At 70.6% G+C, this 26,353-nt stretch carries 23 protein-coding genes; 9 read left to right on the top strand and 14 right to left on the bottom strand.

Going from position 1 to position 26,353, the window contains the following annotated elements; translation table 11 throughout:
* Positions 1 to 138 precede the first annotated feature (138 nt).
* The 4 genes from ACFY2Q_RS09745 (at position 139) to ACFY2Q_RS09730 (ending at position 5,762) form a co-directional block, all read left to right on the top strand.
* The gene (locus ACFY2Q_RS09745; protein WP_387128814.1) at positions 139 to 1,965 is read left to right on the top strand and encodes a DUF2079 domain-containing protein; all 1,827 of its coding nucleotides are present in this window, start codon (positions 139 to 141) and stop codon (positions 1,963 to 1,965) included.
* A 61-nt stretch (positions 1,966 to 2,026) separates the two neighbouring features.
* Complete coding sequence (gene lipB / locus ACFY2Q_RS09740; RefSeq protein WP_387128813.1) at positions 2,027 to 2,692, top strand: lipoyl(octanoyl) transferase LipB; 666 nt, start codon at positions 2,027 to 2,029, stop codon at positions 2,690 to 2,692.
* A 391-nt stretch (positions 2,693 to 3,083) separates the two neighbouring features.
* The gene (gene lipA / locus ACFY2Q_RS09735; RefSeq protein ID WP_387128812.1) at positions 3,084 to 4,079 is read left to right on the top strand and encodes a lipoyl synthase; all 996 of its coding nucleotides are present in this window, start codon (positions 3,084 to 3,086) and stop codon (positions 4,077 to 4,079) included.
* Positions 4,080 to 4,133: 54 nt separating this feature from the next.
* Positions 4,134 to 5,762, top strand: a complete 1,629-nt coding sequence (locus tag ACFY2Q_RS09730) for a hypothetical protein (RefSeq protein ID WP_387128811.1) — start codon at positions 4,134 to 4,136, stop codon at positions 5,760 to 5,762.
* Between the two features lie 61 nt (positions 5,763 to 5,823).
* Here the strand turns inward: ACFY2Q_RS09730 and ACFY2Q_RS09725 are convergent, their stop codons facing one another.
* The gene (locus ACFY2Q_RS09725) at positions 5,824 to 8,823 is read right to left on the bottom strand and encodes an AAA family ATPase (RefSeq protein ID WP_387128810.1); all 3,000 of its coding nucleotides are present in this window, start codon (positions 8,821 to 8,823) and stop codon (positions 5,824 to 5,826) included.
* Positions 8,820 to 8,990 carry a hypothetical protein gene (locus ACFY2Q_RS09720; RefSeq protein WP_387128809.1) on the bottom strand — a complete coding sequence of 57 codons (171 nt, stop codon included), beginning with the start codon at positions 8,988 to 8,990 and terminating at the stop codon, positions 8,820 to 8,822. Before ACFY2Q_RS09720 ends, ACFY2Q_RS09725 begins: the two co-directional genes overlap by 4 nt.
* A 196-nt stretch (positions 8,991 to 9,186) precedes the next feature.
* Between ACFY2Q_RS09720 and ACFY2Q_RS09715 the strand changes: the two genes are divergently transcribed.
* On the top strand, positions 9,187 to 9,873 hold the full coding sequence (locus ACFY2Q_RS09715) for a DUF4191 domain-containing protein (RefSeq protein ID WP_387128808.1): 687 nt from the start codon (positions 9,187 to 9,189) through the stop codon (positions 9,871 to 9,873).
* Positions 9,874 to 9,966: 93 nt separating this feature from the next.
* On the opposite strand, the gene ACFY2Q_RS09710 is transcribed toward ACFY2Q_RS09715, so the two are convergent.
* On the bottom strand, positions 9,967 to 10,365 hold the full coding sequence (locus ACFY2Q_RS09710; protein WP_387128807.1) for an RDD family protein: 399 nt from the start codon (positions 10,363 to 10,365) through the stop codon (positions 9,967 to 9,969).
* A 263-nt stretch (positions 10,366 to 10,628) separates the two neighbouring features.
* Here ACFY2Q_RS09710 and glnA point away from each other — a divergent pair, with 263 nt between their 5' ends.
* A complete protein-coding gene (gene glnA, locus ACFY2Q_RS09705; RefSeq protein ID WP_357010745.1) occupies positions 10,629 to 12,053 on the top strand; it encodes a type I glutamate--ammonia ligase in 1,425 nt (474 codons plus the stop codon).
* An 81-nt stretch (positions 12,054 to 12,134) separates the two neighbouring features.
* On the opposite strand, the gene ACFY2Q_RS09700 is transcribed toward glnA, so the two are convergent.
* The 10 genes from ACFY2Q_RS09700 to ACFY2Q_RS09655 form a co-directional block, all read right to left on the bottom strand.
* Positions 12,135 to 13,340: a tyrosine-type recombinase/integrase gene (locus tag ACFY2Q_RS09700; RefSeq protein ID WP_387128806.1), complete on the bottom strand. Its 1,206-nt coding sequence runs from the start codon at positions 13,338 to 13,340 to the stop codon at positions 12,135 to 12,137.
* A 3-nt stretch (positions 13,341 to 13,343) separates the two neighbouring features.
* Positions 13,344 to 13,541 (bottom strand): helix-turn-helix domain-containing protein, encoded by a 198-nt coding sequence (locus ACFY2Q_RS09695; RefSeq protein WP_110565749.1) that lies wholly within the window; start codon positions 13,539 to 13,541, stop codon positions 13,344 to 13,346.
* 83 nt (positions 13,542 to 13,624) lie between these two features.
* Positions 13,625 to 15,193, bottom strand: coding sequence for a replication initiator (locus ACFY2Q_RS09690; protein WP_387128805.1), 1,569 nt, complete (start codon positions 15,191 to 15,193; stop codon positions 13,625 to 13,627).
* On the bottom strand, positions 15,190 to 16,245 hold the full coding sequence (locus tag ACFY2Q_RS09685) for a hypothetical protein (protein ID WP_387128804.1): 1,056 nt from the start codon (positions 16,243 to 16,245) through the stop codon (positions 15,190 to 15,192). Before ACFY2Q_RS09685 ends, ACFY2Q_RS09690 begins: the two co-directional genes overlap by 4 nt.
* Positions 16,242 to 16,922 (bottom strand): hypothetical protein, encoded by a 681-nt coding sequence (locus tag ACFY2Q_RS09680; protein ID WP_387128803.1) that lies wholly within the window; start codon positions 16,920 to 16,922, stop codon positions 16,242 to 16,244. The genes ACFY2Q_RS09685 and ACFY2Q_RS09680 overlap by 4 nt, the downstream gene beginning before the upstream one ends.
* Positions 16,919 to 17,335, bottom strand: a complete 417-nt coding sequence (locus ACFY2Q_RS09675; RefSeq protein WP_387128802.1) for a hypothetical protein — start codon at positions 17,333 to 17,335, stop codon at positions 16,919 to 16,921. The genes ACFY2Q_RS09680 and ACFY2Q_RS09675 overlap by 4 nt, the downstream gene beginning before the upstream one ends.
* A 90-nt stretch (positions 17,336 to 17,425) precedes the next feature.
* On the bottom strand, positions 17,426 to 17,758 hold the full coding sequence (locus ACFY2Q_RS09670; protein ID WP_387128801.1) for a hypothetical protein: 333 nt from the start codon (positions 17,756 to 17,758) through the stop codon (positions 17,426 to 17,428).
* Positions 17,755 to 18,591: an FtsK/SpoIIIE domain-containing protein gene (locus ACFY2Q_RS09665; protein WP_387128800.1), complete on the bottom strand. Its 837-nt coding sequence runs from the start codon at positions 18,589 to 18,591 to the stop codon at positions 17,755 to 17,757. The genes ACFY2Q_RS09670 and ACFY2Q_RS09665 overlap by 4 nt, the downstream gene beginning before the upstream one ends.
* 14 nt (positions 18,592 to 18,605) lie before the next feature.
* The gene (locus ACFY2Q_RS09660; protein ID WP_387129124.1) at positions 18,606 to 19,070 is read right to left on the bottom strand and encodes a single-stranded DNA-binding protein; all 465 of its coding nucleotides are present in this window, start codon (positions 19,068 to 19,070) and stop codon (positions 18,606 to 18,608) included.
* 68 nt (positions 19,071 to 19,138) lie between these two features.
* Entirely contained in the window at positions 19,139 to 19,987 is an 849-nt protein-coding gene (locus ACFY2Q_RS09655) for a hypothetical protein (RefSeq protein WP_387128799.1), read from the bottom strand.
* A 223-nt stretch (positions 19,988 to 20,210) separates the two neighbouring features.
* Here ACFY2Q_RS09655 and ACFY2Q_RS09650 point away from each other — a divergent pair, with 223 nt between their 5' ends.
* The 3 genes from ACFY2Q_RS09650 to ACFY2Q_RS09640 all read left to right on the top strand — a co-directional run bounded on the left by ACFY2Q_RS09650 (position 20,211) and on the right by ACFY2Q_RS09640 (position 24,192).
* Positions 20,211 to 21,467 carry an XRE family transcriptional regulator gene (locus tag ACFY2Q_RS09650; RefSeq protein WP_387128798.1) on the top strand — a complete coding sequence of 419 codons (1,257 nt, stop codon included), beginning with the start codon at positions 20,211 to 20,213 and terminating at the stop codon, positions 21,465 to 21,467.
* A gap of 470 nt (positions 21,468 to 21,937) precedes the next feature.
* Positions 21,938 to 23,416 (top strand): hypothetical protein, encoded by a 1,479-nt coding sequence (locus tag ACFY2Q_RS09645; RefSeq protein WP_387128797.1) that lies wholly within the window; start codon positions 21,938 to 21,940, stop codon positions 23,414 to 23,416.
* A 413-nt stretch (positions 23,417 to 23,829) separates the two neighbouring features.
* Positions 23,830 to 24,192, top strand: coding sequence for a hypothetical protein (locus ACFY2Q_RS09640; protein ID WP_387128795.1), 363 nt, complete (start codon positions 23,830 to 23,832; stop codon positions 24,190 to 24,192).
* Between the two features lie 567 nt (positions 24,193 to 24,759).
* Here ACFY2Q_RS09640 and mptB read toward each other — a convergent pair.
* The gene (gene mptB / locus ACFY2Q_RS09635; protein ID WP_387129122.1) at positions 24,760 to 26,265 is read right to left on the bottom strand and encodes a polyprenol phosphomannose-dependent alpha 1,6 mannosyltransferase MptB; all 1,506 of its coding nucleotides are present in this window, start codon (positions 26,263 to 26,265) and stop codon (positions 24,760 to 24,762) included.
* Positions 26,266 to 26,353 lie beyond the last annotated feature (88 nt).

The following is a 26,353-nucleotide window of genomic DNA, read 5'->3' as shown; positions in this document are numbered from 1 at the left end:
ACATTCACGACCGACGTTGTGTTCGCTGGAGCGCCGACCTGTCCGCCACGCAAGCCCGCACAACCTCAGGCGATAACAGGGGTCCCCTCCTTGCACGTATGACCGGCCCGTCCAGGTCCGGTTGGTAACGTCCGCTGCGTGCCGTCCTCCCCGTCGCTGGCCACCGGCCCCGCACCCACGTCACCGCCGCCTGCTGTCCGGGACCGCCGGGCGGACCTGATCGTCGTGCTGGTGGCGCTCGCGCTCGCCGTCTGGGTGACAAGCGGCCTGTGGCGGGACCCGAACGGGCGCGCCATCACCGTCAACTCCAGCGACCAGGCGCTCTTCGAGTGGCTGCTGGCCTTCGGCGGGCACGCGGTCACCCACGGGGACAACCCGCTCTTCACGTACCTGATCAACGTGCCGGACGGCGTGAACCTCGCGGTCAACACCTCGATCACCGTGTACGCGGTGGTGTTCGCCCCGCTCACGTACCTGATCGGGCCACCGGCGACGTTCCTGGTGATCCTCACCCTGAACCTGTTCGCCACCGCGCTGGCCTGGTACTGGCTGTTCTCCCGGCACCTGGTGCGCAGTCGGCTGGCCGCCGGGGTCGGCGCCCTGTTCATCGCCTACTCCCCAGGCATGGTGTCGCATGCCAACGCCCACCTCAACTGGACCGCCGGCTGGCTGGTGCCGCTGCTGATCTGGCGGCTGTTCGCGCTGCGCAAGTCGGGGCACTGGCTCCGCGACGGGGTGATCCTCGGCCTGCTTGTGGCGGTGGCCTTCTCGATCGCCGCCGAGGGGCTCTTCTTCACCGCGCTGGCGCTCGGGGTGTTCGTCGCCGTCTGGGCGCTGCACCCGGCCAACCGGGCCGAGGCCCGCGCCGCGCTGCCCAATTTCCTGCGCGGGCTCGGGGTGACCGCCGTCGTGGCCGGCGTGCTGCTGTCGTACCCGCTGTGGTTGCACTTCGCCGGGCCGCAACGGTTCCACGGCACAGGCTTCGACCCGGTGATCCATTCCGAGGACATCGCCGCGTTCGCCGCCTTCCCCCGCCGCTCACTTGCCGGCGAGGTCGGGTTGGGCACCTCCCTGGCACCGAACCCGACCGAGGAGAACTCGTTCTTCGGCATACCCCTGCTGGTGCTCACAGTGGTCTGCTTCGTCGCGCTGTGGCGGTGGGCCGACGCCGGCCGGCGGGCGATCCTCTGGGCGCTGGGCGTCGTCGCGGTGATCTTCACGGTGCTCTCGTTCGGGCCGGTCGCGAAGATCGACGGGCGGCGGACCGACCTGCCGATGCCGTTCGACCTGCTCGGGCAGTTGCCTGTGGTGAACGCCGCGCTGCCCGCCCGCCTCGCGCTGGTTGTCGCCCCGGTGATCGGGGTGCTGCTGGCGTACACGCTCGACCACCTGCGCGCCTCGCCGCCCCGGCACCGCTCGGCGGAGCTGGCCTGGTCTGTCGGTTTCGTGGTGGCCCTGCTGCCGCTGGTGCCCACGCCTCTGCTGACCCGCGAACGGGAGCCGATCCCGCAGTTCATCACGTCCGGCACCTGGCGGGATTACGTCTCGCCGGGCGGGGTCCTGACCCCGGTGCCGCTGGCCGTGGACATCTATCCGGACGGCCAACGCTGGCAGGCGTACGCGCTGTCGCACCGGCAGGGTGAGTTCGCGATCCCGGGCGGGTTCTTCCTCGGACCCGGCGGGCCGGACGGGCGCGGCCGGATCGGGCCGGTGCCCCGACCGCTGAGCGCGCTGATGGACCAGGCCGGCCGCACCGGGCTGGTGCCGATCATCACCGACGGCACGAGGCGGGACGTGGCGGCCGACCTGCAGCACTGGCAGATCGAGGCGGTGATCCTGCCGGATGCGGTGCACGGCGCCAAGTTCGAGGTCGACGAGGAGGCGGTGCGGCGTACCGCCACCGAACTGTTCGGCGAACCGCAGCGGGTCGACGACGTATGGGTCTGGCGCATCCCGCCCGCCTGACCGGTCGCGGTGAGGCGGCTCACCAGCGATCATCGCCGCGCACGGGACTACGCTGAGGGGCGTGACAACGACGACCTCCGGCCTGACGGCCGTCCGTGCCGGCCTGCTCGACTACCAGGCCGCGTGGGACGAGCAGCGTCGCCTGCACGAGTCCGTGGTGGCTGGCGAGCGCGGCGACACCGTGCTGCTGCTGGAGCACCCGAGCGTCTACACCGCGGGCAAGCGCACCGAAGCCTGGGACCGACCGATGGACGGCACGCCCGTCGTCGACGTGGACCGCGGCGGCAAGATCACTTGGCACGGGCCGGGGCAGCTCGTCGGCTACCCGATCCTGCGGTTGCCCGACCCGGTGGACGTGGTCGCCTACGTCCGCCGCACCGAAGAGCTGCTTATCGACGTGTGCGCCGAGTTCGGGCTGGCCGCCGGCCGGGTCGAGGGGCGCAGCGGCGTCTGGGTGCCCGAGGACGACCGGGGCCCGGCCCGCAAGGTGGCCGCCATCGGCATCCGGGTCGCCCGGGGCGTCACCCTGCACGGCTTTTCGATCAACTGCGACTGCGACCTGACGTACTTCGACCGGATCGTGCCCTGCGGCATCCGCGACGCGGGCGTCACCTCGCTCACCGCCGAACTGGGCCGCCCGATCACCGTGGCCGACGTGCTGCCGGTGGTCGAGCGTCGCCTGTCGACCCTGGTCACCGCCACTGACCTCCTCGGCCCCCCAGCCTGAGCACCCACGCCACGGAGCGACCGGGACGAGGGCTCCACCGGACGCGCCAAGCACTGATCACCTGCTTGTCCCGCACGCTTTGGAGCTGAGTCGTCTACGACATCAGCTCCAAAGCGTCCGGCCGAACCACCCCGGCATTGGCGTCCGGGGGCCGAACCGCAACCCGAGACGCCAACCCGTGCACATGCGCAGGCGAACCGGCACCGCCTGACCCGCGCCGGTCCGGCCGAGGATCAGCCAGCACGGTCACCAGCGGGCAGCCAGCGCGGCCGATCCCACCGAGTGTGACGCCGTTTTCCGGCGGACTGGTGTCGGGCGTCACAACATCCGCGGCGTGACGCCGGTCGCCTGGCGCGCATAGACAGGTGCCGTCGGGCGTAGGCTCGTTTTCGTGACGATCGAGCACTCCGCGCCGACGACCGGCCAGGCAGCGCGCACCGCAACAGCGGCCCCCGAGGGGCGTCGGCTGCTGCGGATCGAGGCGCGCAACGCCGAAACGCCGATCGAGCGCAAACCGCCATGGATCAAGGTCAAGGCCAAGATGGGTCCGGAGTACACCCAGCTGCGCGGGCTCGTGTCGCGCGAAGGGCTGCACACCGTCTGCCAGGAGGCCGGCTGCCCCAACATCTACGAGTGCTGGGAAGACCGCGAGGCCACCTTCCTCATCGGTGGCGACCAGTGCACCAGGCGCTGTGACTTCTGCCAGATCGACACCGGAAAGCCTGCCGAGTTCGACGCCGACGAGCCGCGTCGGGTCGCCGAGTCGGTGGTCTCGATGGGGCTGCGCTACGCCACCATCACCGGTGTCGCCCGCGACGACCTGCCCGACGGCGGTGCCTGGCTGTACGCCGAGACCGTCCGGCAGATCCACGCCCTCCAGCCGGGCTGCGGCGTCGAGCTGCTGATCCCGGACTTCAACGCCGTCCCCGAGCAGTTGGCCGAGGTCTTCGGCTCCCGCCCGGAGGTGCTGGCCCACAACGTGGAGACCGTGCCGCGCATCTTCAAGCGCATCCGGCCGGCGTTCCGCTACGACCGCTCGCTGGACGTGATCCGGCAGGCCCGCGCCGACGGCCTGGTCACCAAGAGCAACCTCATCCTGGGCATGGGCGAGGAGCGGGCCGAGGTGTCCCAGGCCCTGCGCGACCTGCACGAGGCGGGCTGCGAACTGATCACCATCACGCAGTACCTGCGCCCCACCCCCCGGCACCACCCGGTGACCCGCTGGGTCAAGCCGGAGGAGTTCGTGGAGCTGCGCGATGAGGCCGAGGAGATCGGCTTCGCCGGGGTGATGAGCGGGCCGCTGGTGCGCTCGTCGTACCGGGCCGGCCGGCTCTACAAGCAGGCGCTCGACGCCCGCGCCGCCACCCCGGTCGTCGCCGCCGGCTGACCCGACCGGCGGCGTCGCGCGGACCGTTCGGCGTCCGAGTGCCATGATCGTGCGATGACCGCCGGGGTACGCCAGCAGCCGCGCGACGCGGGTCGACCGCGTCCACGGCCCGGCGTACGCCTCGGGCTGGCCGGCTGGCTCACCGGCCTGGCCCTGCTCGCCGGGGTCGGTTACCGGCTCTGGCTGCTGGGCCACGCCACGCCGCCGACGAACAGCGACGAGGCCACAATGGGGTTGGCCGCGTTGCACATCTCCCGGGGCGAGGGTTTCCCGGTCTGGTTCTACGGCCAGCAGTACATGGGCACGCTGGAGGCGTACCTCGCCGCGCCTGTGTTCGCGCTTGCCGGCGGGCCGTCCCTTTTCGGCCTGCGGCTGCCCACCCTGGCGTTGTACGCGGTGTTCCTGCTGCTGGCCTGGCGTTTGACGCTGCGGCTGACCGGGGACCGCTGGTTCGGCCTGCTGGTGGTGGCGCTGCTGGCTCTCGGCTCCGACCGGATCGTCAAGAACCAGCTCATCGCCGGCGGCGGCTATCCCGAGATGAACGCGGCAGGGGTGACGCTCGCCCTGCTCGCCGTGGACCTGGCCGCCGGTCGGCCGGGGTGGCGCCTCCCGCGCTGGGCGGCCTGGGGGTTCCTGGCCGGCCTGATGGTCTGGGTCGACCCGCTGGTGATGCCGTACGTCCTCGCGACCGGGGCGGTGCTCGTCGGCTTCCGCCATCGGGAGCTGCGCGGACGGGCCGGCGCGCTGCTCGGATCGGCAGCCGTGCTGGGGGCGGCCCCACTGCTGCTGCACAGTCTGCTCACCGGCCGGAACCCGCTGCACGCGGTGCTCGCCGCCGGTGGTGCGGACGCCAGTGCCGGCTGGGCCGACCGGCTGCACGGCGGGCTGCTGCTCGGGCCGCCGCTGGGCATGGGCTTCTGCGATCCCAGTTCGTGCGCCACGTGGCAACTGTGGTGGGCGTTGGCGCTGCCGGTGCTGCTTGCCGTCGTCGCCGTCACGGCCTGGCGGGCGCTGCGTCGACCGTCTAACGCTCCGGCCGACCCGGAAACCCGGGCGGCCGCCGCGACGCGGCTGGCCCTCGTGCTGGCCGCGGCGGCGACCCTCGCCGCGTACACCCTGAGCAGCGCCTCCGGGCTCACCCCTGTGGAGAGTTCGCGCTACCTGTCCTGCCTGCTCATCTCCCTGCCAGCCCTGCTCTGGCCGCTGTGGACAGCGGCCCGACCCGGCGCGACGTCAGCCCGTCGCGGTCTGGGGTGGACGGTGGCCCGGCCGGTCGCGCTCGTCGTGCTCGTCGCCACGCTTGGCACCGCCGCACACGCCACCTGGCGGGCCGCGCAGACCGCCCCTGCGACCCGAGCCGCCGAGGCCCGGCACGCCGAGTTGGTGAGCACGCTGCGTCAGCTCGGCGTCCGACACGTCCGGGCCGGCTACTGGACCTGCAACCGGCTCACCTTCGCCAGCGCGGAGGACGTGGTCTGCGCCGTCGTCGACGACACGTTGCGTCCCGGCTTCGACCGCTACCCCGCGTACCGCCGGGAGGTCGAACGCGCGGCGGCGCCGGCCTGGGTGGCGCCGACCGGGTCGCCGCTGGCGGCCCGGCTCGACGAGCAACTCCGCGCGGCCCCCGACAGCCTGGACCTGGTCGCCACCGACGGCTGGCGGATCTATCTGCCCCGCGCCTGAGGACCCGGGGCCGCGTCGCGCCTGTCGGCCACCAGTGGTCGCGTCGGATCGGGGCGGCCGGTCAGCGAGGCGCGGCGGGCTCGCCGAGCAGGCCCAGCCGGTGGGCCAGGGCGGCTGCCTCGACTCGGTTGGTCACGCCCAGCTTGGCGATGATCCGGGAGACGTGCACGCTTGCCGTCTTCGGGGAGATGAACAGCCGCCCGGCGATCTGGCTGTTGCTGTGCCCCTCGGCGACCAGGAGCAGCACCTCCCGTTCCCGGGCGGTCAGCAGGTCGGTGCCGGACCCGGCCAGGCCCGCCCCGCGCAGGCCGACCCGGCGCGCCAGGGTCGCGGCCGTCTCGGCAAGAGGTGTCGCACCCAGCCGGCGGGCGATCTCGGTGGCCTCGGTGACCGCGGCCGACACCTCGTCCCGCTCGCCCGCTGCGGCAGCCGCCTCGGCCAGCGCGAGTAACGCCCGACCGAGCGGGTACGGCTGCCCGTCGGCGCGCCACGCGGCCACCGCCGCTCGCCACGCCGGCAGCCGCTGGTCACCGACGGCAAGCAGAGCGGTGACCTGGGCGGCGTGCGCCCGCGCGGCCGGGTGCCGCGCCGGCAGACCGGCGGCGAGCGCGGCGACGGCAACGGCCAACTCCCGGTCACCCACCCGGGCGGCGGTACGCGCGGCGGCGCTCAGCACCGGCCAGCCCTCGCGAGGCAGTTGCGGCAGACACTCGTCGGCAAGCGCGACGCGGGCCGCCCGGACCGCCTCGACCTTGTCGTCGGCGGCCAACGCCGCCTCTATGCCCAGTTCGTGCAGGGGCAGCCGGTGGTTCGGCCAGAGGTAGGGCCGGCCTAGGAATGCCAGTGCCCGGCCGACCAGTTCGTCGGCGCCCGGGTGCCCCCGGGCCAGCCGCAGCCCGGCGCCCAACTGGAGCCAGTGCAGCCCGGTGACGCCCGACAGGTCGATCCGGGCGGCCTCCGCGCACACCGCCTCGGCCTCGTCCCACCGGCCCAGGGCGATGAGCGCCTCGGCCTGGTTGGACAACAGGTACGCCCCGGTCGAGCGGCTGATCCCCACCCGACGCGCCTCGGCCACCCCGGCCTCGGCCGCCTCGGCGGACTCGCCATAGCGGCCCAGCTCGCACAGCACGTCCGACAGGAACACCTTGGCGAGCACGAGCGCCGACGTGTCCCCGGCCGCCCGGGCGACCGCCTCGGCCCGGGCCAGCTCGGCCAGACCGCGCTCCCGCTCGACGTGGCAGAGCAGGGCGATCCGCGCCGGCAGCAGGGCCAACTCCTCGCCGAGCTCCTCGGCGTCCGTACCCGCCTCGGCGGCCACCCGGGCCGCCTGCTCAGGATCAATCTTGACGAGGTGGGCGGCGATGTCGGCGAGCAGCCGGACCCGCTCCACCCCGAACGGGCCGCCGGCCGCCAGCCGGTACGCCTCACCCAGCTCCCGGCGGCCGTCGCTCTTGCCGAGCAACGCCAGCAGGCGGCCACGCTGGTCCAGCAGGCGGGCGGCGCGCAGCGGTGTCGCGTCGGCGTCCACTTCGGCCAGACCGGCCCGGGTCAACGTGAGAGCCCGGTTGAAGTCACCGGCCGTGACGGCGGCGGCCAGGGTTTCCTCCAGCAGCGCCAGATGGTCCATGCCGAGCAGGTCGGCGGCGTCGGGCACCAGCTCCCACAGCTCCAGCGCCCGCTCCAGCAACCGGCGCTGCTCGGCGTACGCGTACCGGTCGGCCGCCGCGCAGGCCGCGACCCGTGCGGAGACAAGTGCGCGCGAGTGGTGGTGCGCGGCGTACCAGTGGTGGGCGATCTCGGCCGGGGCGCGCCCGGCGGCGACCAGGTGCGGCTGGGCCTCGATCGCGGCGGCGAAGCGGGCGTGCAGCCGGGCATGTTCGCCGGGTAGCAGCTCGTCGTGGACGGCCTCGCGGACCAGCGCGTGCCGGAACTCGTAGTCACCGTCCGGGTCGGCCACCACCAGTTGCGCGGCGACGGCGGCGCGCAACGCGTCCTCCAGCTCACCCTCGGGCAGCTCCGCGACCTCGGCGAGCAGGTCGTGGGCGAACCGGGTGCCGCCGGCTGCGGCGATCCGCAGCACCCGCTGGGCCGGGTCGGGCAGCCGGTCCACCCGGGTCAGCAGCAGGTCGCGCAGCGTCTCGGGCAGCGCCGCGCAGCCGAGCGGGTCGCCGGCCACGGCCAGCTCCTCGATGAAGAAGGGGTTGCCGTGGGTGCGGTCGTGGATGTCGTCGACGGCACGGGCGGCCGGTTCGGCGCCGAGCAGGTCGGCGAGGATCGCGCGGGTGCCGTCGCGGTCCAGCCGGCCCAGCTCGATCCGCTCGACGCCGCGCGCCCGATCCAGTTCGGCAAGGAACGGTCGCAGCGGATGGCCGCGCTGCAACTCGTCCGTGCGGTAGGTGCAGACCAGCAGCAGCCGACCCGGGCGGGCCGCCCGCACCAGGAAACCGATCAGATCCCGGGTGGAACGGTCGGCCCAGTGCAGGTCCTCGATCACCAGCACCAGCGGACGGGCGTCGGCGAGCCGCTGGAACAGCTCGGCGACCAGGTCGAACAGGTATCCGCGCGGGGCGTCGGTAAGCAGCCGGGTGCTCGGCTCGGCAAGCGCTGACGAAGTACGGCCCAGCTCCGGCAGCAGCCGGGCGAAGTCCGCCTCGTAACCGGCGAACACCTCGGCACCGTCGGCCCGCAGCACCGCCCGTAGGGCGGCGGCGAACGGTGCGAACGGCAGGCCCGCCTCACCCAACTCCAGGCACTGGCCCACCAGCACCCGCGCTCCACCGCCGGTGGCCGAGTCGGCGAACTCCTCCAGCAGCCGGGTCTTGCCCACTCCCGCCTCACCACCGACCAGGACCGTGGCCGGCTCGCCCGCGCGGGCGCGACCCAGCGCGGCCCGTAACGCCGCGATCTCACGCTGGCGCCCGATGAGAACGGAACTCGCGGCACGTACGGTCACAGGGTCGAGCATGCCATGACCGGCCCGACCGCCGGCTTGGCCGATCAGCCGGTGCGGCGGGGTGGGCCGCGCCTGATCGGGCGGCGCGGGCCCGACGGTCGCGGTCATCGCCGCTCGTCGCCGGTGCGGCGAGCGTGCTGGCGGCGGCCCAGCCAGGTGCGGCCGGTGCGGACCCGCACCGACCGGGCGAGTCGGTCCGCGGCGGCCTCGGCGCGCAGCTCAGCGGCGTGGGTACGGTGCAGGGAGAGCAGGAAATGTGAGTCGTTGCCGAACATGTCGGGCTCCTTCGTAGCGTCGTCGTCCTTCTGCTGACGACTCTTCGCGCGAAGGCCCCCGCCGGGCATGGGCACAGTGCCTCATCTTCCTCGGCCGCACCCTCCTTACCTGCCCGGTCGGGGTGCCTGAGGCGACGTAAGGTACTCAGCCGGACGCGGATCAACGGGGCCGACGGCGACCACTAGACTCTGCGGCATGGCAAAGCCCCAGGAGAAGGTCTCGTTCGGCCAGCGGCTGAAGCAGATCGGGATGGTGTTCAAGTTCACCGCCAAGCAGGACCGGTGGTTCGCGCCACTTGTCGCCGCCGCGGTGCTCATCCCCCTCGCCCTCACCGTGGTCGCGGTCATCCTCTGGAGCTGGATCTGGCTGCCGATCGGCATCATGTTCATCCTGCTCGCGGTGCTGATCGTGCTGAACCTGCGGTCCAACAAGGCGATGATGAACGCCGCCGAGGGGCAGCCCGGCGCGGCGGCACAGATCATGGAGAACATGCGCGGCGACTGGCGGGTGACCCCCGCCGTCAGCTCGACCACCCAGATGGACATGGTCCACCTGGTGATCGGCCGGGCCGGCGTGATCCTGCTGGCCGAGGGCAACCCGCAGCGGGTACGCGGCCTGCTCGGGCAGGAGAAGCGGCGCCTGGCCAAGGTGATCGGCTCCGCTCCCCTGCACGACTACGTGATCGGGCAGGAAGAGGGCGAGCTGCCGATCCGCAAGCTGCGGACCACGCTGCTGCGGCTGCCTCGCGCGCTCAGCGGCAAGGACGTCAACGCGCTGGACAAGCGGCTCAAGGCGCTCACCGCGCGGCCGCAGATGCCCAAGGGCGCGATTCCGAAGAACATGCGGCCCCCGGGCGGCTCGTTCCGCCAGTCGCGGCGCTGACGCTCACGACGTACACCCTGTGCCTGGGAGCCGGACCCACCACGGGCCCGGCTCCTGTGCGTTGTAGGCGGCGCTGGCCCTGCCCCGCGAGGGTCAGGGTCGGGGCGCGGCGACGATGACCGAGCCGGTGAGCCGGTCGTGCAGGCCGCGACGGGGCTCGTCCATGATCAGCGCGGGAACGACAAGGGCCAGCAGCACTCCCCGGCCCAGCGCCCGGAGCAGCCCGATCCGCCCACCGTCGAGCCAGTTCACGCAGCGGATCTTCGTGATGTACATGCCCGGCGTCTGCGCGAACAGACCGAGGAAGATGGCGTACTCCAGGATCAGCACCAGCACCGGCGCCCAGCCGTCGCGCACCGGGTCGGCGAAGATGTTGGCCACCAGGAGGCAGAGCACCCAGTCGATGATCAGCGCCCCGAACCGTCGTCCCAGGGTCGGTGGGGTGAAAGTGGGGTCGTCGGCCGGCGCTGCCGGGGCGGGCGGATTGGTCACAGTGATCAAGGGTATCCGCGTCAGGAATCAGTCCTACAAGTGACGCCACCACTGCGTGCCGAATCGGGCTATTGGCATCAGATGTCATTACACTGGCACAGCCGGTACCGTGAATCACGTGGACTGAGTGCGTGAACAGGAGTGTTGCTGACGCTCCGGGAGTGACGTAACACGGCAGAAACACAGGAGACATGGCCGGGCAACCCCCCGGCCATAGCGTCGCCGAAAGCCTAGCCACCCCGTTGGACGTGCCAGGAGGATGTGTGTTCGCCAATCCCGAGGAACTGCTGCGATACCTCAAGAACGAGGACGTGAAGTTCGTCGACGTTCGATTCTGTGACCTGCCCGGCGTGATGCAGCACTTCAACCTGCCGGTCGAGTCTGTCAACGACGACCTCTTCACCGACGGCCTCGCGTTCGACGGCTCGTCGATTCGCGGTTTCCAGGCGATCCACGAGTCGGACATGCTCCTGCTCCCGGATGTCGCCACCGCTTTCATCGATCCGTTCCGGGCGCAGAAGACCCTCGCCCTCAACTTCTTCATTCACGACCCGTTCACCCGTGAGGCCTACACCCGCGACCCGCGCAATGTCGCTAAGAAGGCCGAGGCGTACCTGGCGGCGAGCGGCATCGCCGACACCGCCTACTTCGGTGCCGAGGCGGAGTTCTACATCTTCGACTCGATCCGCCACGAGACGTCGGCGCACCAGTCGTTCTACTACATCGACTCGATCGAGGGCGCCTGGAACACGGGCCGCGAAGAGGCGGGCGGCAACCGCGGTTACAAGACCGCGTACAAGGGCGGCTACTTCCCCGTGCCGCCGGTCGACCACTACGCCGACCTGCGTGACTCGATCGTGCGCCGGCTCGTCGACGGTGGCTTCACCGTGGAGCGCTCGCACCACGAGGTGGGCACCGCCGGCCAGTCCGAGATCAACTACAGGTTCTCGACGCTGCTGCACGCCGCCGACCAGCTCCAGCTCTTCAAGTACATCGTGAAGAACGAGGCCTGGGCCAACGGCAAGACCGCCACCTTCATGCCCAAGCCGCTCTTCGGCGACAACGGCTCCGGCATGCACACCCACCAGAGCCTCTGGCTCAACGGTGAGCCGCTCTTCTACGACGAGACCGGCTACGCGGGCCTGTCCGACATGGCCCGCTGGTACATCGGTGGCCTGCTGCACCACGCGCCGTCGCTGCTGGCCTTCACCAACCCGACGGTCAACTCGTACCGCCGCCTGGTGCCGGGCTTCGAGGCGCCTGTCAACCTGGTCTACTCGCAGCGCAACCGCTCCGCCTGCACCCGCATCCCGGTGACCGGCAGCAACCCGAAGGCCAAGCGCGTCGAGTTCCGCGTCCCGGACCCGTCGGCAAACGTCTACCTCGCCTTCTCGGCGATGATGATGGCCGGCTTGGACGGCATCAAGAGCAAGATCGAGCCGCCGACGCCGATCGACAAGGACCTCTACGACCTCCCGCCGGAGGAGTGGGGCGACGTCAAGCAGGTGCCGGGCTCGCTGTCCGCCGTGCTCGACTCGCTGGAGGCCGACCACGACTACCTGCTCGACGGTGGCGTCTTCACCCCCGACCTGATCTCCACCTGGGTCGAGTGGAAGCGCGCCAACGAGGTCGACCCGGTGCGTCTGCGCCCGACCCCGCACGAGTTCGCCATGTACTACGACTGCTGAGCCTGATCAAGGCTCTGACCTGCACCAACAGGATCACTACTGATCTTGGGTACAGGTTGGGTACAACCTCACGGACGGCGGTCATGCCCGGCTCACAGCCGGCGTGGCCGCCGTTTCGTGTCGGCCGAGCGCACCGTCGATGAGCAGCCGGGTCCGGTCGAGCACGTCCGGCCACTCGTGCACGTAGGTGTTGAGCGTGATGGTCGGTGTGCTGTGCCCCAACGCGAGCTGCACCGTCTTCACCGACGCGCCAGCGTGGATCAGGACCGTCGCGTAGTAGTGCCGTAGTCCGTGAATCCCCCACCGCGCCGGCAGGCCGACCGCTTCCCGGGCGCTCGCCCACGTCCGCGAGAAGGTCGCCGCGTTGACGGGCTCGCCGCCGACACCCTTGAACAGCAGGCGTGCGGCCCGGCGGACCGACCGGCGACGGTCCGTGTCGTCGTCGACTTCGACCGCGTCGCACCCGTCGGCCAGGTGCTGACGCAGCGCCACCACCACGACATCAGGCAGCTCGACGGTGCGGGCGCTGGTGCTGGTCTTGACCGGTCCGAGAAACGGCTGACGGCCCTTGAGCACCTTGAGTTGGCGTCGGACGTGCACCTCCCGCACGTCGAAGTCGATGTCGTCCACCTCCAAGCCGAGGATTTCACCCAGGCGCAGCCCGCAACCGGCCGCGAGATAGACCATCGCGGCCAACCGGGCCGGCAGCAGACGCGCCAGGTCGTGCACCTGCTCCGCCGTGGGAAGGACCCTGCTCCCCCGGCTGACCGGCGGAAGCCGGATGCCCTTGTCGCACGGACTGGCCGAGATCAGCCGGTCCCGGACCGCCATGGCGAACATCGAACTGAGGTAGGTGTAGACCACCCGCAGCGTGGTCGGAGCGAGGACGGTCGACCGGTCGCGTACCCATGCCTGGATGTGGCTCGGGCGGACATCCTTGATCTGCTGCGCGCCCAGTCCCGGCAGCACGTGGAGCCGGACAGCGTGCTCCACCCGGACAGTTGTGCTGTCGGTGTGGAGTTGGGCGTCCCGCCACAGCGAGGCGAGGGCCGCGACGGTGATGCGGCCCGCCCGGTCATCGATGTACTGGCCCCGGCTCAGGTCGGCGCGCACGTTGGCGTCGTGGCGGTCGGCATCCACCTTCCGCTCGAACAACTGCGTACGCGTCTCCCCGAGGTTGTCCGTCCACCGGACCCGCCACCGCTTGCCCCGCCCGTGCCGCTTCGACGGCACCCGGGCACCGTCAGGGCCACGCGCGTTCAGGTACCACAGGTCATCGACGGGCATGGCCTACGCCGCCTGCTCCGCGACCCAGGACCGCACATCCTGCGGGTCATACCTCAGGTGCCGTCCAACTTTGGCCGCCGGTGGCCCGAAACGGCGGTGCCGCCACTGGTACAGGGTGCCCACCGGCACGCCGAGGAAGGCGGAGACATCCTCCACCGTCCACAGCCGGTCGACAGCGCTTGTCTGCCTCTGCGTGCTCATCGGTCCAGTGCTCCATTCCACGAGTGCGACGGCCGACTGTCGGCCGGTTTGGTGTCAAGGTGGGCTTGACGCTGGATCGCGCGTCAGGCGACGAGGGTCTGTAGGTACTCGCGGGCCGCGTCCTGGTGCTCTCGGGCCATCGCGGCGGATGCGTTGGCGAGTAGCGCGTCTGCGGTGGTGTGCCAGCCGGCACCCACGAATTGCAGGAAGTTGACCACCAGCGTCGTCGGCTCGGTGTCGGCCGCGGCTTGCTGCGGCCCGCTGCTCTGGGCGCGGCGGAACACGATGCGTTGGTTGCGCAGCAGGGCGAAGGTGATCGAGTAGCGGCGGGACTTGGTGAGGAAGTGGCCGCCGAAGCCGAGCATGTGCGCCCAGCGTCGCAGCCGCCGCCAGTCCCGGGGCGTGCCGAGCATCCAGCACGCGTCGACCAGGCGTTCGGTGTGGGTGCCGGTCGCGTCGGCGTAGATGTCGATGGTGTCGCCGGTGAGCCGGTTGGAGGCGTGGCCGGTCACCTCGGTCGACTTGGTGGCGTACTTGGCCAGGTACGCGGCGACCTGGGCGTCGGTCACCTCACCCCGCCCGGCCACGGTGATCACCTTGGTCAGCACCTGCTCGCCCCAGGCGATCGGCCAGCCGCCGGGGTGGGCGGGGTGGTCGGCGGTGGTGAAGCCGACGGTGGCGGCGGCGTGGTCGACGGCGGCCACGAGGTCGGCCGCGTCGAGCTGCGGCGGGGCCGGCACGATGGCGTCCGGGTCGCCCGCGTCGCGGCCGTCGAGACGGATGATGGCGTGGAAGTGCACGACGCCGCGCCGTTGCATCTCGGCGGCTTTGCCGAACGACAGCCGCACCGGGGACACCCAGCGGGTCTTACCGGTACGCGGCGAGGTCACGGGGACGTCGGGGATGCCGCGAGCGGTGGCCAGGCGGTGCATGTAGCGGTTGATGGCGATGGTGGTGCGCCGCCACAGCTCCCCGGCCGAGAGGTTCCAGACCGCTTGGGCGTCGTGGTCGTAGCAGTCCAGGCACAGCGGCGTGCCCAACCGGGCGTCGGTGTCCTCGTGCCGGGCGAAGCAGACCAGCCGCACGCCGTGCGGGCACACGGTCGACTCCCGGCGGGCGTGGCACGGCTCGGGCCGGCAGTCACACGAGGTGCGCCGGGTGCAGGTGTGCCGCTTGACGTAGCGGGTGTGCACCTCGCCGAAGGACGGGGCGGTGAAGGTCGGGAAGACCGCCGGGTGGTGGGCGACCTGCTCTGGTACGCCCTTGCCGCCGACGAGGCCGGCGCGCACGACCTGGTAGGCGTCGCGTTGGTAGAGCTTGGAGCAGGTCGGGCAGACGGCGGCGCGGCGGTTGCCGCACGGCTTGTAGATGACGCCGTCGGGCATGTCGGCCGTTGACCGCTCGGCGAGTATGCGGCCGGTGGCTGCCTCGACGGTGGCCATGGTGCCGACCAGGCGGATCGGGCGAGTGCAGCCGGCGGCCGGGCGGACGTGGCGCAGCCATTCGGCGAGGCCGGGTTGGGTGAGCCGGGCGGCGGCTTGCAGCCTGATGTCGGAGGAGGTGGCGTACCAGGGTGGGGCGGTCGGCTCGGCGCACGGGGCCGTACCCGAAGCAGGTGCTTCGGGTACGACGGTCAGCGTCGAGACGGTCAACGGGTCGCCTTCACGGGGCGTCCGTTGGCGGGCTGGACGGGTCGGTTGTCGGTGTTGGGGTCGAGGTCCAGGACCGCGAGGGCTTGCGTGGCCTCGTCGGAGGTCACCTTGAGGCGGACGGCCAGTTGGCCCGGGGTGATCGGCGTGCCGTGCTCGGTGCGGTACTGCTTCGCGACGCGGGTCGCTCGGGCGAGCAGGTCCGGGGCCACGATCGGCAGCGGAAGTTGGGCAGCGTCAGACGCGGTGACAGGAGTGTCAGTGGTGGACGGTGCCAACGTCGGTGCCGGGGTGACATCAGGCTTGCTCGGACGGGGACTGGCGGGGCGGGCAGTCGCATCGGGCCGGGGCGTCGCCGGCTCCGGGGCCGGGGCCGGTCGCGGTGCGGTGATCCGGGTGGCGAGCTGGGCCGGGGTCGGGATCTCGGGCTGAGCCGGCGTCGGTGCCGGTTCGGCCGTGTCGATGGTGGGCATGATGGGCAGCTCGGGCCGGCCGGGCGTCGGTGCCGGGACGGCGGGAACGGTGACGGTTGAGGTGGGCGTCTCGGCGGGTGCCGGGGACGCCGGGGTGCCGGTGGCAACGGTCAGGGTTCGGCCGCTTTCCCGGCGGAGCAGGGCGCGCATGTGCACGGCCAGGCCGGCGACGGCCGGCGGCAGTGCGCCGACGATCGCGGCCATGGCCACGCGCCAGGTTTCGTCGGTGTTGGCGTTGGTTTGGAGCAGGTGGTACGCCGATTGGGCGGCGATGCCGATGCCGGCCGCGCCGTAGGTGTTCTTCTTGGCGAACGCGGCGACCCGTGTGGGCACGGGAGCCATCCACAGCACCAGGGCGACGACCACGTAGCCGTCGACCGCGATGGGCATCAGCCAGGCCAGGGCGAGACTGACCGAGGTGCCGGGGACTGTGATGCGGGCGGTGAAGCCGGCGAGTTCGGCCAGCGCGATCCAGGTGGAGGCGGACAGGCCGAACGACGCGGCCAGCACCGCCCACGAGGCGATCGACGCCAACCGGGGCTCACCGGCCGCCGGCCGAAGGTTGGTCGGGTTGGTGGTCATGCCGTGGCCCTCCCGTCAGTGAGGCCGAACAGGGTCGGTTCCTCACCGGAGGACTGCGGCGTGGGTTGGGCCGCCCTGCGGGTTGCCGTCCGGTTGGACCGGGCGGTCTTGAGGTTGTGCAGGTCGGCGAACTGGTCAGGCGTCAGCACGCTGAGCGCCTGCGTGTCCTCGCCGCGCCGCCGGTAGAGCAGCGGGCGAACCGTGGCGTTGGTCGGGCAGTCCGTCACCCCGTCGGGGTAGCGGAAGCCGCAGCCCGGACACAGTGACCGTGCCGGGCTACCAGGGTGGTGATCGGCGAACACCTGGGCGAGGGTCGCCACCGTGACGCCGAGGCCGGCGCGGATGATCCGCTCGTCCAGGGCGATCCGGTCGGCGCGGTCGCCGTAGCGCATCTGCACCGCCTGCCGGGACACGCCCAGCCGGTCGGCGATCTCCGACCAGGAGTACCGGTACGGAGGCTGACGCAGGCCGGTGACAGCGAGCCGGGTCATGGCGTCCACGTCGGTGGACAGCACCGCGAGCGACCGCAGTGCCTCGATGTCGCCGGCAGCGACCCGACGGGCGTACGCCCGCAGGATGCGCCGTACGAACGCGTCGAACTCGGTGGTTTCCACCGACCGCTTGGCGCGCTTGGTGCGGGTGCGCGTCAAGCCGGGCTTGACGGTGTTCTTGTTCATGCCGCACCACCGTTGGTGCGGTCCCAGGCGTCGGCCGCCGCGTTGAGAACGGCGATGACAGCGTCGGCGGTCTGACCCTTGGCGTCGTTGAAGTCGTAGGCGTTGTCGAGCCCCTTGTAGTACTGGCCGTCAGAGAACCGACAGGCCAAGTACCAGTCCAGGTAGGTCAACGCCGCTTCGAAATCGGCGAACTCCGGGGCGTCGAACATCTGCGCCGGGGCGTCGACAGGTCCGCCGTAGCAGACCATGCCGACCGCGCCGACCGTGCAGGCCGGGGGCGTGAACGACCCCGACGTGGCGTCGTAGTAGGCGCCCTGCGTCCAGCCGTGGCGGGACAGGTACAGGGCGGCGTCCCGCAGCGTGCGGGCCGGGGTGGTCACCTGCTCGGCGACCGCGTTTTGGGTAGCGTGCATCGCGGCAGCTCCTTCCGGGCTGTTGATGGGGCGGGTCGGCGGCGTCCGGGGTGCTTTCCTAGGGCTGATCCCGGTGCTGCCGGCCCGTTCTTATGGCGTTCGGCGCTGTGGGCGGACCATCCGCCGCAGGGCCGCGTCGAACTCGGTGACGATCCGCATCAGGTGCGACCGGGCGTTCGTGTCGCCCGGTGCGAGGCTGATGCGGGTGCGGATCTCGGCGTGCTGGCTGCCGTCGGCGGCCAGCACCCGGGTCAGGACCACCACACCGCGACCGGGAACCCGCAGGGTCACCGGCTGTGCCCGGTGCTCGCCCAGGCCGCAGGCGTGCCCTCGGGCGCACCAGTCCGGGTGCAACAGGCGGTCATCGGTAGCGGTCGGCCAGGTTGGCGACGTGGCCGGCCGGGGTCGGATACGGATGCTCATGCCGCACGCTCCCCACGGTTGGCCCGCATGCGGGCGGCGTGGATGGCGATGCGAGCGCAGGCCGCGTCATCGAGGTACGCGGCCTTGATCAGTTGCGGGGTGCCACCCTCGGCGATGAGCAGACCCACGCCGGGATTGGTCGGGCTGATCGTGTTGGCCGACCAACCGCGCTCTGCCCACCCGTGCCCCAACACGATGTCGGAGGACACGTTGGTGGTGCACCGGAACGCGCACCGCCAGGCGAACAGGTCCCGCAGGCTCGTCGGGATGATGTCCGACGAGGGGCGTTGCGTCGCCGCCACGACGATGATGCCGACCGCCCGACCCCGGGCCACCAGGTCCCGCAGCAGACCCGCGAAGTCCTCCCGGGTCTTCTTGTCCCCGACCGTGGCCGAGAAGTAGGCGATCTCATCAATCGCGACGAGGATCGGGCTGAACACGTCATCGCGTTGGGTCTTCCGGCGGCCGACCACTTCCAGGTAGGCGTACCGGTTGTCCATCACGATCTGCATCCGCCGCAGCGTGGCCAGGGCATGCATGATGTCCGGGCCGACGAACACGTCGGCGCAGCTCTTCCACTGACCCAACTCGACCTGCTTGCCATCCAGCAGGCACAGCCGGCAGTCAGGCGACAGAGCGGCGTGAGCCACGATCAGGTTCAGCAGGGTCGACTTGCCGCCGCCCGGTTCCCCACCGATCAACAAGTTGCGGTAGATCAGCGGGACCCGCACCGGGTGGCCGAACTCGTCCACCCCGACATGCACCGGGTCGAAGATCGACACGGGCTCGGCGGGCATGCCACCCGGTACGGCGGAGGCGGTCAGCGTCGACATCAGCGCACCTCCGCTCAGGCCGCCGACGCCGGCGCGGCGGTCGACCACGGGTCGTCCGCCGGCGTCTCCGGAGTGAACCCGTCCCCGGTACGGGAGCGGGCCATCTTCTTCACCGACGCGGTGGCGAACCGCAACGACGGGCCGACCTCGTCCACGTCCAGGCCGTACGCGGAGCGCTTCTCGCCCTCCTCGTTCTCCCACCGCGACAGCCGCAGCCGCCCGGCCACCACCACGCGGGTGCCCTTGGCCAGGGACTCGGCGATGTGCTCGGCCAGGTCCCGCCACGCGGTGCAGGTCAGGAACAGCGGGTCACCGTCGCGGTACTCGCCCGAGCTGCGGTCGAACACCCGAGGCGTTGACGCCACGGTGAACTTCACCAGCGCCACCCCGGCCGGGGTGAACCGCAGCTCCGGGTCGGCGGTCAGGTTGCCGACCACCGTCACGGTCGTGTCGTTTGCCATTGCGATCTCCTTCGAGATTGTTGGAGGTGAGCCGCTCTGTTGGCGGTCACCGCACACACCCCGGTCAGGGCGTGTGAGTCTTGGTTTCAGCGGCGCGGGTTGCGCTGCTCCGGTGCCGGCTCCGGCACGTCGAGCAGGTCCAAGCCCAGCGGCGGCACAGCCGGCGACACCGGGGCGTCCTCGTCACGCATCCACGCCACCCAGGCCGACAGCGGCGACGCCACCAGGCCGGTCAGCGGGTCACGGCGGGTGATGTCCACCCGCACCAGCGCGGCATGCCGGGCCGACGCCCGGACCATCCGCGCCTCACCCGCCCAGCAGGCCACCGCGAGCTTGTCCGCCTTGCCATCCAGGTCCGTCAGGTCCAGGCCCGGCCGCAGCCACACCCACACCCGCTCACCGGCCGGCGTCGGCCGCGCCCACAGGATCAGCGGCAGCCGACCCGGATGCAGCCGCGACGCAGAGCGGATGAACTCTGTGAAGCAGAGCCGCAGCCGGTGCCGCACCACCACGCACCACACCCACGCCGACACCCGCCGACGAAGCCGACCGACGCCGAAGACCACGCCCAGCACCAGGGCCAGGAGCACCAGCGGCACCGCCGGATGCGTCGCCCGAGACAGGTACGCCATGCCCACGAACACCGTGACCGCAGCGACGATCTCCAACGCCCACCACCACAGCACCCGCAGCGCCGGCCACACCCGGACCACGCACGCGACCACCAGGCCGCACACGCCGCCGGACAACAGCCCGACCACCACCGCGAGCACCAGCGGCAGCGCCACCGACGCGGTAGCGGCCACCACCAGGGCGACGGACGCCGCCACGACGAGGAACGCCACCCGCGCCTTCTGCGCATACGACCGCGACACCGGCGTCTCCACCAGCGTCACCGCGCCCACCGGGCGCTCACCGAACATCCTTCCGGCCATGCTTCAACTCCCCTCGATGAGCCGAAGTACTAACCGAGTTAGTACTTCGGACGTTACGACACCGCGCCGTTGATCGCCAGCCCCATCGGGCGAGTGATCTTCCGGGCAACGGAACTTGTAGATATGACGATCGCTCAGCTACTCAGCCAATGACAGGTGTCACTGCAGGGTCAGGCCGCTGTCCCCTTCCCTGTCACCCCCCTGGCGGGGCCATACTGGGCTCATGGGAGACACGGGCAGCGCGGGCGAGAGCCGGCCTCTGTGGGCTCGGCGCATCCGAAACGAACGGGCCGCCCGAGGGTGGTCGCAAGCAGGGGCGGTTGAAGCCCTCCGGGCGCACGCCTCATCCGAGCTGCCGTCGAACGGCAGCCTGCTTCGCAACTGGAAGCGCTGGGAGGCGGGTAACGCCGAGCCGGACGACTTCTACAAGGCCCTCATTGCGGCCACGTTCGGCACCGTCACCGCTGCGTTCTTCCCGCGACGTGGCCGTGAGGACATCGACAACACCCTGATAGCCGGCACTGGCATGGACACCCTCGAAATCGTGACCCGCATGCGCGCGTCGGACGTATCCCAAGCGACCCTCGAAGGGCTGAGGATCACCGCCGACAGGCTTTGCAGCGAGTATCCCTACGCCGACTCGGCAGACCTCCGCGTCGAGGGACACGCGTGGCTGCGGCGCATGACGGCGCTGCTCGACGCCCGCCTCACGCTCGCCCAGCACCGGGAGTTGCTGACTCTGGCGGGGACGGTCGCCCTTCTGGTGGGTTGCGTCGAGTACGACATGGGTCGACGCACCGAAGCCGAGGCGACCCGCAGGGCAGCGTTGCAGCTCGGAGAAGAGTCCGGGGACGTGAACGTCATCGGTTGGGCGCAGGAGATGCGGGCGTGGTACGCGCTGACCGCAGGTGACTTTCGTGGTGTAGTTGCTGCCGCCGAAGCGGGCGAGGCAGCCGCGCCGCGTCACAGCGTGGCGGTCCAACTGGCCGCCCAGCGGGCCAAGGCGTGGGCACGCATGGGGGACCGGCGTCAAGTCGAGCTTGCTCTAGACCAGGGCCGCCGCATTCTTGAAGGGCTGCCGTACCCGGAGAACCTGGATCATCACTTCGTGGTCGACCCGGCCAAGTTCGACTTCTATGCGATGGACTGCTACCGGATCGTCGGCGAGAACGGGCTTGCCGAGGTCTACGCGGACGAGGTGATCCGCTCATCCACGGACAGCAGCGGCATCGTGCGTAAGCCGATGAGAGTCGCGGAAGCGCAGATCACTCTTGGTGTGGTGGCTGCACGAGCGGGCGACTTGGACCGCGCCGTCGACCTCGGTCGCCAGGCGCTCAGTGGCAACCGCCGGTCGCTGCCATCGCTCGCCATGGTGGCCACGGACCTGTCGTCAGTGCTGTCGAAGCAGTACCCGGACGCGCCAGAGACGCGGGACTTCGCGGACGAGCTGCGGGCAGTCAGGGCCGGACCGAGCGCCTAGCGCTCGGCGTCGTCGCCCGAGGGCGATTGGGCCTCCGTCCGCGATCTACCGCCGACACCCGGTCGCGGTCGCGCCTCATGCCAGCCGACAATGTGCGCCGGGCGCCACACGTGCGTCCGCCCAACGGTGAGGTCGGGCGGGGGCATCTGCCCTCGCTTCCGGTACGTCGCCACTGTGCCGACCCGCACCCCGAGGTACGCAGCGACGTCCGACGTCGTCCACCACTCCGCGTCGGGATCAGGGTTCGTCACATCCGCCATTCTGCCTGCGCCGGGCGATCAACGCACCTATGGCCCGAGAGCACCCTGGTCCGTGCCGAACGTATGCTCGTCCCGTGGGGCTTGCCCGTCCAAAGCACACAGGTCTGGATCTCCGACCTAGGTCAGCGCATTCGCAGCCGGCCAGGGTGGTATGACCAGGTGTAGTTATCTGTTAGGCAAGGATCGTTCATCCAGTCAGCAGGAGTGCCCTTGAGCCGCACCCACCTTCTTAACGAGCTGGTGTTCCCGAGTCGCTACGAGATCCTCGTGGATCACCTGGGCGAGGAGATCGCTCGAATCCTCGTCTCACCGAGTGCGAAGACCAACGAGATTATCGAGGAAGCTGGCTACGCTGTGCGGTACCGCGATGAGGGCATTCTCTGCCCGATCGTCGCGACGTCCGGCACGGGCAAGACAACCCTGGCATCGAACCTATCCGTCTTCTTCGGCAACCTCTTCGGTAAAACACTTCGCTATACGGGCGAACTCTCAGTTCTGGCCATCAAGGCAGCTGTTGAACTGCACCGCCGGGAGCATTATACCGAGAATGACCCTAGGGTTCTCCCGATTAACATCGATCATCGAGAGGCCGCCCTCGCTTCGCCCATCGAATTAGCAGAGATTAAGCAGTTCCTGCGGGAGCCACTTGGTCGGAATGCTCTGGTGCTGTGGCCCACCACCGAGAGGTTATTGGCCGAGGAATTGGCGACCACGTACACGACCATTGCAGGATCGACCCCCATTAAGCTTCCACTGGAGGTTGACGGCCCGCCGCGTGCGAGCTGGAGGCAGATCGCCACGGACACGGTCGTGCTCGTCAATAAGATCGATGCCATCGACCTACTAGTTAATCCTCACGACTACGACCCGGACGATTTCCCGTCGCTCGGCGAGTTCTTACGTCGCATCAGTGCAGACTTCATGACCAAGAAGATCGCGCTAGCGAGGAGCGCTAGAAAGCCGCTGTCTTTGACGATCCTCTACGCGTCAGAGTCGCCGGACACGGGAGTTCTATCGCAGCTTACTTCAGGCTCTCGGTTTGGCCTGCTCGATGGTAACGCCCTTGTCGGAGTGACACCTACCAGCGAGGTGGGCAAGTGGTGGAGCAACCGGCGAGGCCTCCTTACGCAGACGATTGTCACGCTGGAGGCACACGCCCTCGCGTTACCTCCGACTGTAACGATGCCAATTCTACGGACGCATGGACCTGACGAGGTAAAGGATCTCTTGTCTGGGATGGGCGTCGACAGCAAGGGGTCTTCTGAGATCGCTAAGATCATCAAGCGCAGCGATATCGGCCGGCACCTGCTCGGCGAAAAGCGTTCGGCGTACGAAACTCGTGGCAACCCGGGCGGGTCCTCGCAGGCCGCCTACGCTCTCATTGTCGAGCAGGGCGCAATCGCGAATGGTCGAGACAAGAAACTGAACACCGCCCTCGCTCGGATGCTTTTTGAGTTTCTTAAGGAGCACGACAAGGATCAGGCACAGAAGGTTGAGTCCGAGAAAAGGCTTGGATTCATCCCCCTGATACCGGACGTCTCGATCCACGATGCGGATATGATCCACTGCATCGAATTCGCGTGGCGAAAGGGCGATCAACTGCGCACCGCCAACCGCGCCGACGTCGCTATCTACGCCCTCAAGAAGCTCCGGAATTATGCAATTGAGCTTGGCTGGGTGAACAGGTAAGGACAAGATAAGCCCTCGGAACCGCTATCTGACGCCGAGGGCCGAAGCGTATCGTTATGCAGCCCGAGCTAACCGCCAATGCGTTCGCAGAGCGGGGACGTCGGCCGCCGTCCTTCGACTCGGCCCGACTGGTGCGAGGTGCCCGCAGCGCGAACAGTCAACTACGCTTGGGTTCTCGCCGGTGAGAACTTTCCATACGTCTTCAAGGCGGGCCGCAAGCGGCCCGCTGGCACGGTTCCGGAGCACGACGCGCCTTGCCGCTTCGCTCCCGGCGCGTCGACCCCGGACCGTGCCAACCACAAGCGGGCACCACGAAGCCCAGCATCTCCCGACTCGCGGCGATGCTGGGCCCCGGCGGTCAAAGGCGACCTCTACGGTGAGCGCCGATACCTCTCACTGGGAGACCACCCACGATGTCGACGGACGACCCGTCCCAGGCAGCGACAGAACGCGCCGCCGCCCACCTGCTCCACTTCACCTTCATGCGCATCCGCCACCTCGCGTCCGCCCGCGAGGAGCAACCGTCGATCGAAACCCTGACCAGACGACGCGATAAGATCCACGACCTTGCCGACATCTGCCACGCCCTGCCCCTGCTGCTCGGGCCGGAACGGCGAGACGTGCTCATCGACGGCTTGCAGCACCTCTGGCGAACCTCCTCTGAGCACAGAAAGCACTGGATCCGCTCCTGCTGGGACAACATCGGCTACGACTACGGATGGTTTGAGGACTGCGGCTCCGACTCCGACACGCGCCGGCCAGCCTCCGGCGGGTAGGGCCTCCGGCCCTACGACCCGGGGATGGCCTCCGGCGGCCGGGGCTACTCGCCCCGAACCCTCGGCGACTCTGGGATGCCCCGGCCCGGACCGGGTACCCGTCGCACACCGGAGGCAACCAGACCGCGCCGACCTGGTCCAGGTCGTACGTCCAGTGGGGCGCTCCACCTGGACCAGGTCGGCGCGGCCCGGCAGGGCGGAGCCTGCGCGACGGGATGCCGCACCGGTCAACATCGGAACCGCTCGCACACAACACCACCCCATGATCATTAGGTACACGAGGGGTACAGATACCGCCTGGAAACAGTGGATAACGATGGAAGTTGATATACGGCATACGGCCTGCTCAGCGGCTTGATCGACGCCCCTCCCCCAGGTCAGTCGCCATGCGCGGTTAGTTCGCCATGTACTACGACTGCTGAGCAGTCACCCGATCCACCGGCCGGGCCGGCTCCGCAATTGGCGGAGCCGGCCCGGCCCGTTTACGCCTCCCGGCCCCTCCCCCGCCAAGTCGCCCCGTCGCCCCCTCCCCCGGCAAGAGCTCGGGCTACGCGACGCGTGCGGTGCTCAGGGACGGCGGGTGTTTCGGGAGGCGCGGGGGGCACGCAGGGCACGGGGCGCACGGACGGAATGGACGGCACGGATCAGCAGGATCAGGAGCAGGGCGGTCATCGCCAGAGCGCCGGGGGCCTTTGTGAAGCGGGCCAGGTTGGTGCCGTCGGGTAGGGCGAGGAAGGCCGCCGCCGAGGCTGGCAGCACGAACCATGTCGTCCGAGACGCGGTGAGCGCGAGCAACGCCAGGGGCCAGGTGGCGTACCAGCTGTGGAAGACCGGGGACAGGACGACTGTGGCGACAAGTGCCAGCGCCGCGCCGTGCAGCGCCACCCGGGGCCGTGCCGTCTCGATCCGGGGTACCCGCTGCCGGACGTCGTTCAACGCGCGTAGCGCCTGCCAGCCTCGCCACCACAGCAGCACAAGCGCCCCGGCGAGCAGCAGCAGCGCGACAGCCCGGACCACGGGCACCGCCTGCGGGTCGCGGCCGACGAGCGCGCCCGCGTAGTCCACCACCAGGCCGAGTGCGGTGGGCGGTGACGTCCACTGCTCGGAGTCCCCGCTGTGGGTCAGCCCACCGACCCAGCCGAATCCGAGGCCGGACAGCGCCGAGGAGGCCAGCAGCGCGGCGAGCAGCCCGCCAGCCAGCCAGCCGCCGTCGCGCAGCAACGCTCGTACGGTGTAGCGACCGTGCACGGCGGCCAGCGCGGCGAACGGCGCCACCACCACGGCACTGGCTTTCACCGTCACCGCGAGCCCGAGCAGCGCACCGGCGAACAGCAACGCCGACCGTCGGCCCGGTCGGCGGACCACGACAAGCAGCCCGGACAGCAGCAGCCCGAGCATCAGCGCGTCGTTGTGCGCCCCGGCCACCAGGTGCACGCCGATCAGCGGGCCGGCCAGTGCCAGCCAGGCTGCCCGCCGGGTCGGCACTCCGGCCGCCCGGGCCAGGCCGGGCAGGCAGAGCGCGGCCAGCAGCAGCCCCGCCACGGCGATCACCCGCAGCGCGACGATCGTCCCGGTGAGCCCGCCGCCGAGGCCTACCGCGAGCGCCGCGAGCAGCACGAACAGCGGCCCGTACGGTGCCGGGGTGTCCCGCCAGATCGGCGCCACCGTCTCCACCCACGGGCAGCCCGCCGCCGCCACCCCAACCGCGTACGGGTCGACGCCGTGCGCGTACGTCCAGCCCTGGCAGGCGTACGAGTAGACGTCCCTGCTGCCCAGCGGCGGCGCGACCAACAGCGGCAGGACCCACAGCCCTGCGGTGACGTACGCCCAGCGGGTCGACGGCGCACCTCCGCGCAGCGACCACCACGCGCCGACAAGCAGCGCGGTGCCGGCCAGCCAGCAGATCAGCGTCGCCGGCCCGTCGGGGGCTCGCCAGATCGACGCCGGCGTCGCGCCGAGCGGGGAGTCGGGCAGCGCCCCGCCGAGATACCCGGCCACGGCGAGCAGGACCGCCCCGGCCAGCCCTGCGTACCGGGCAGCCGAAGCCGCCCTCCGCGAACCAGACGACGGCAGACCGGACGACGACGAACCAGGCGGCGGACCAGACGAACCCGGGCCAGGCGACGGGCCAGGCGACCTGCCGGGCGGCGGCGGTGCGCCG

Origin of the sequence: Micromonospora sp. NPDC000316 (assembly GCF_042898885.1) — a bacterium.
GTDB lineage: Bacteria > Actinomycetota > Actinomycetes > Mycobacteriales > Micromonosporaceae > Micromonospora.
This window is presented reverse-complemented; position numbering and strand designations above follow the sequence as displayed.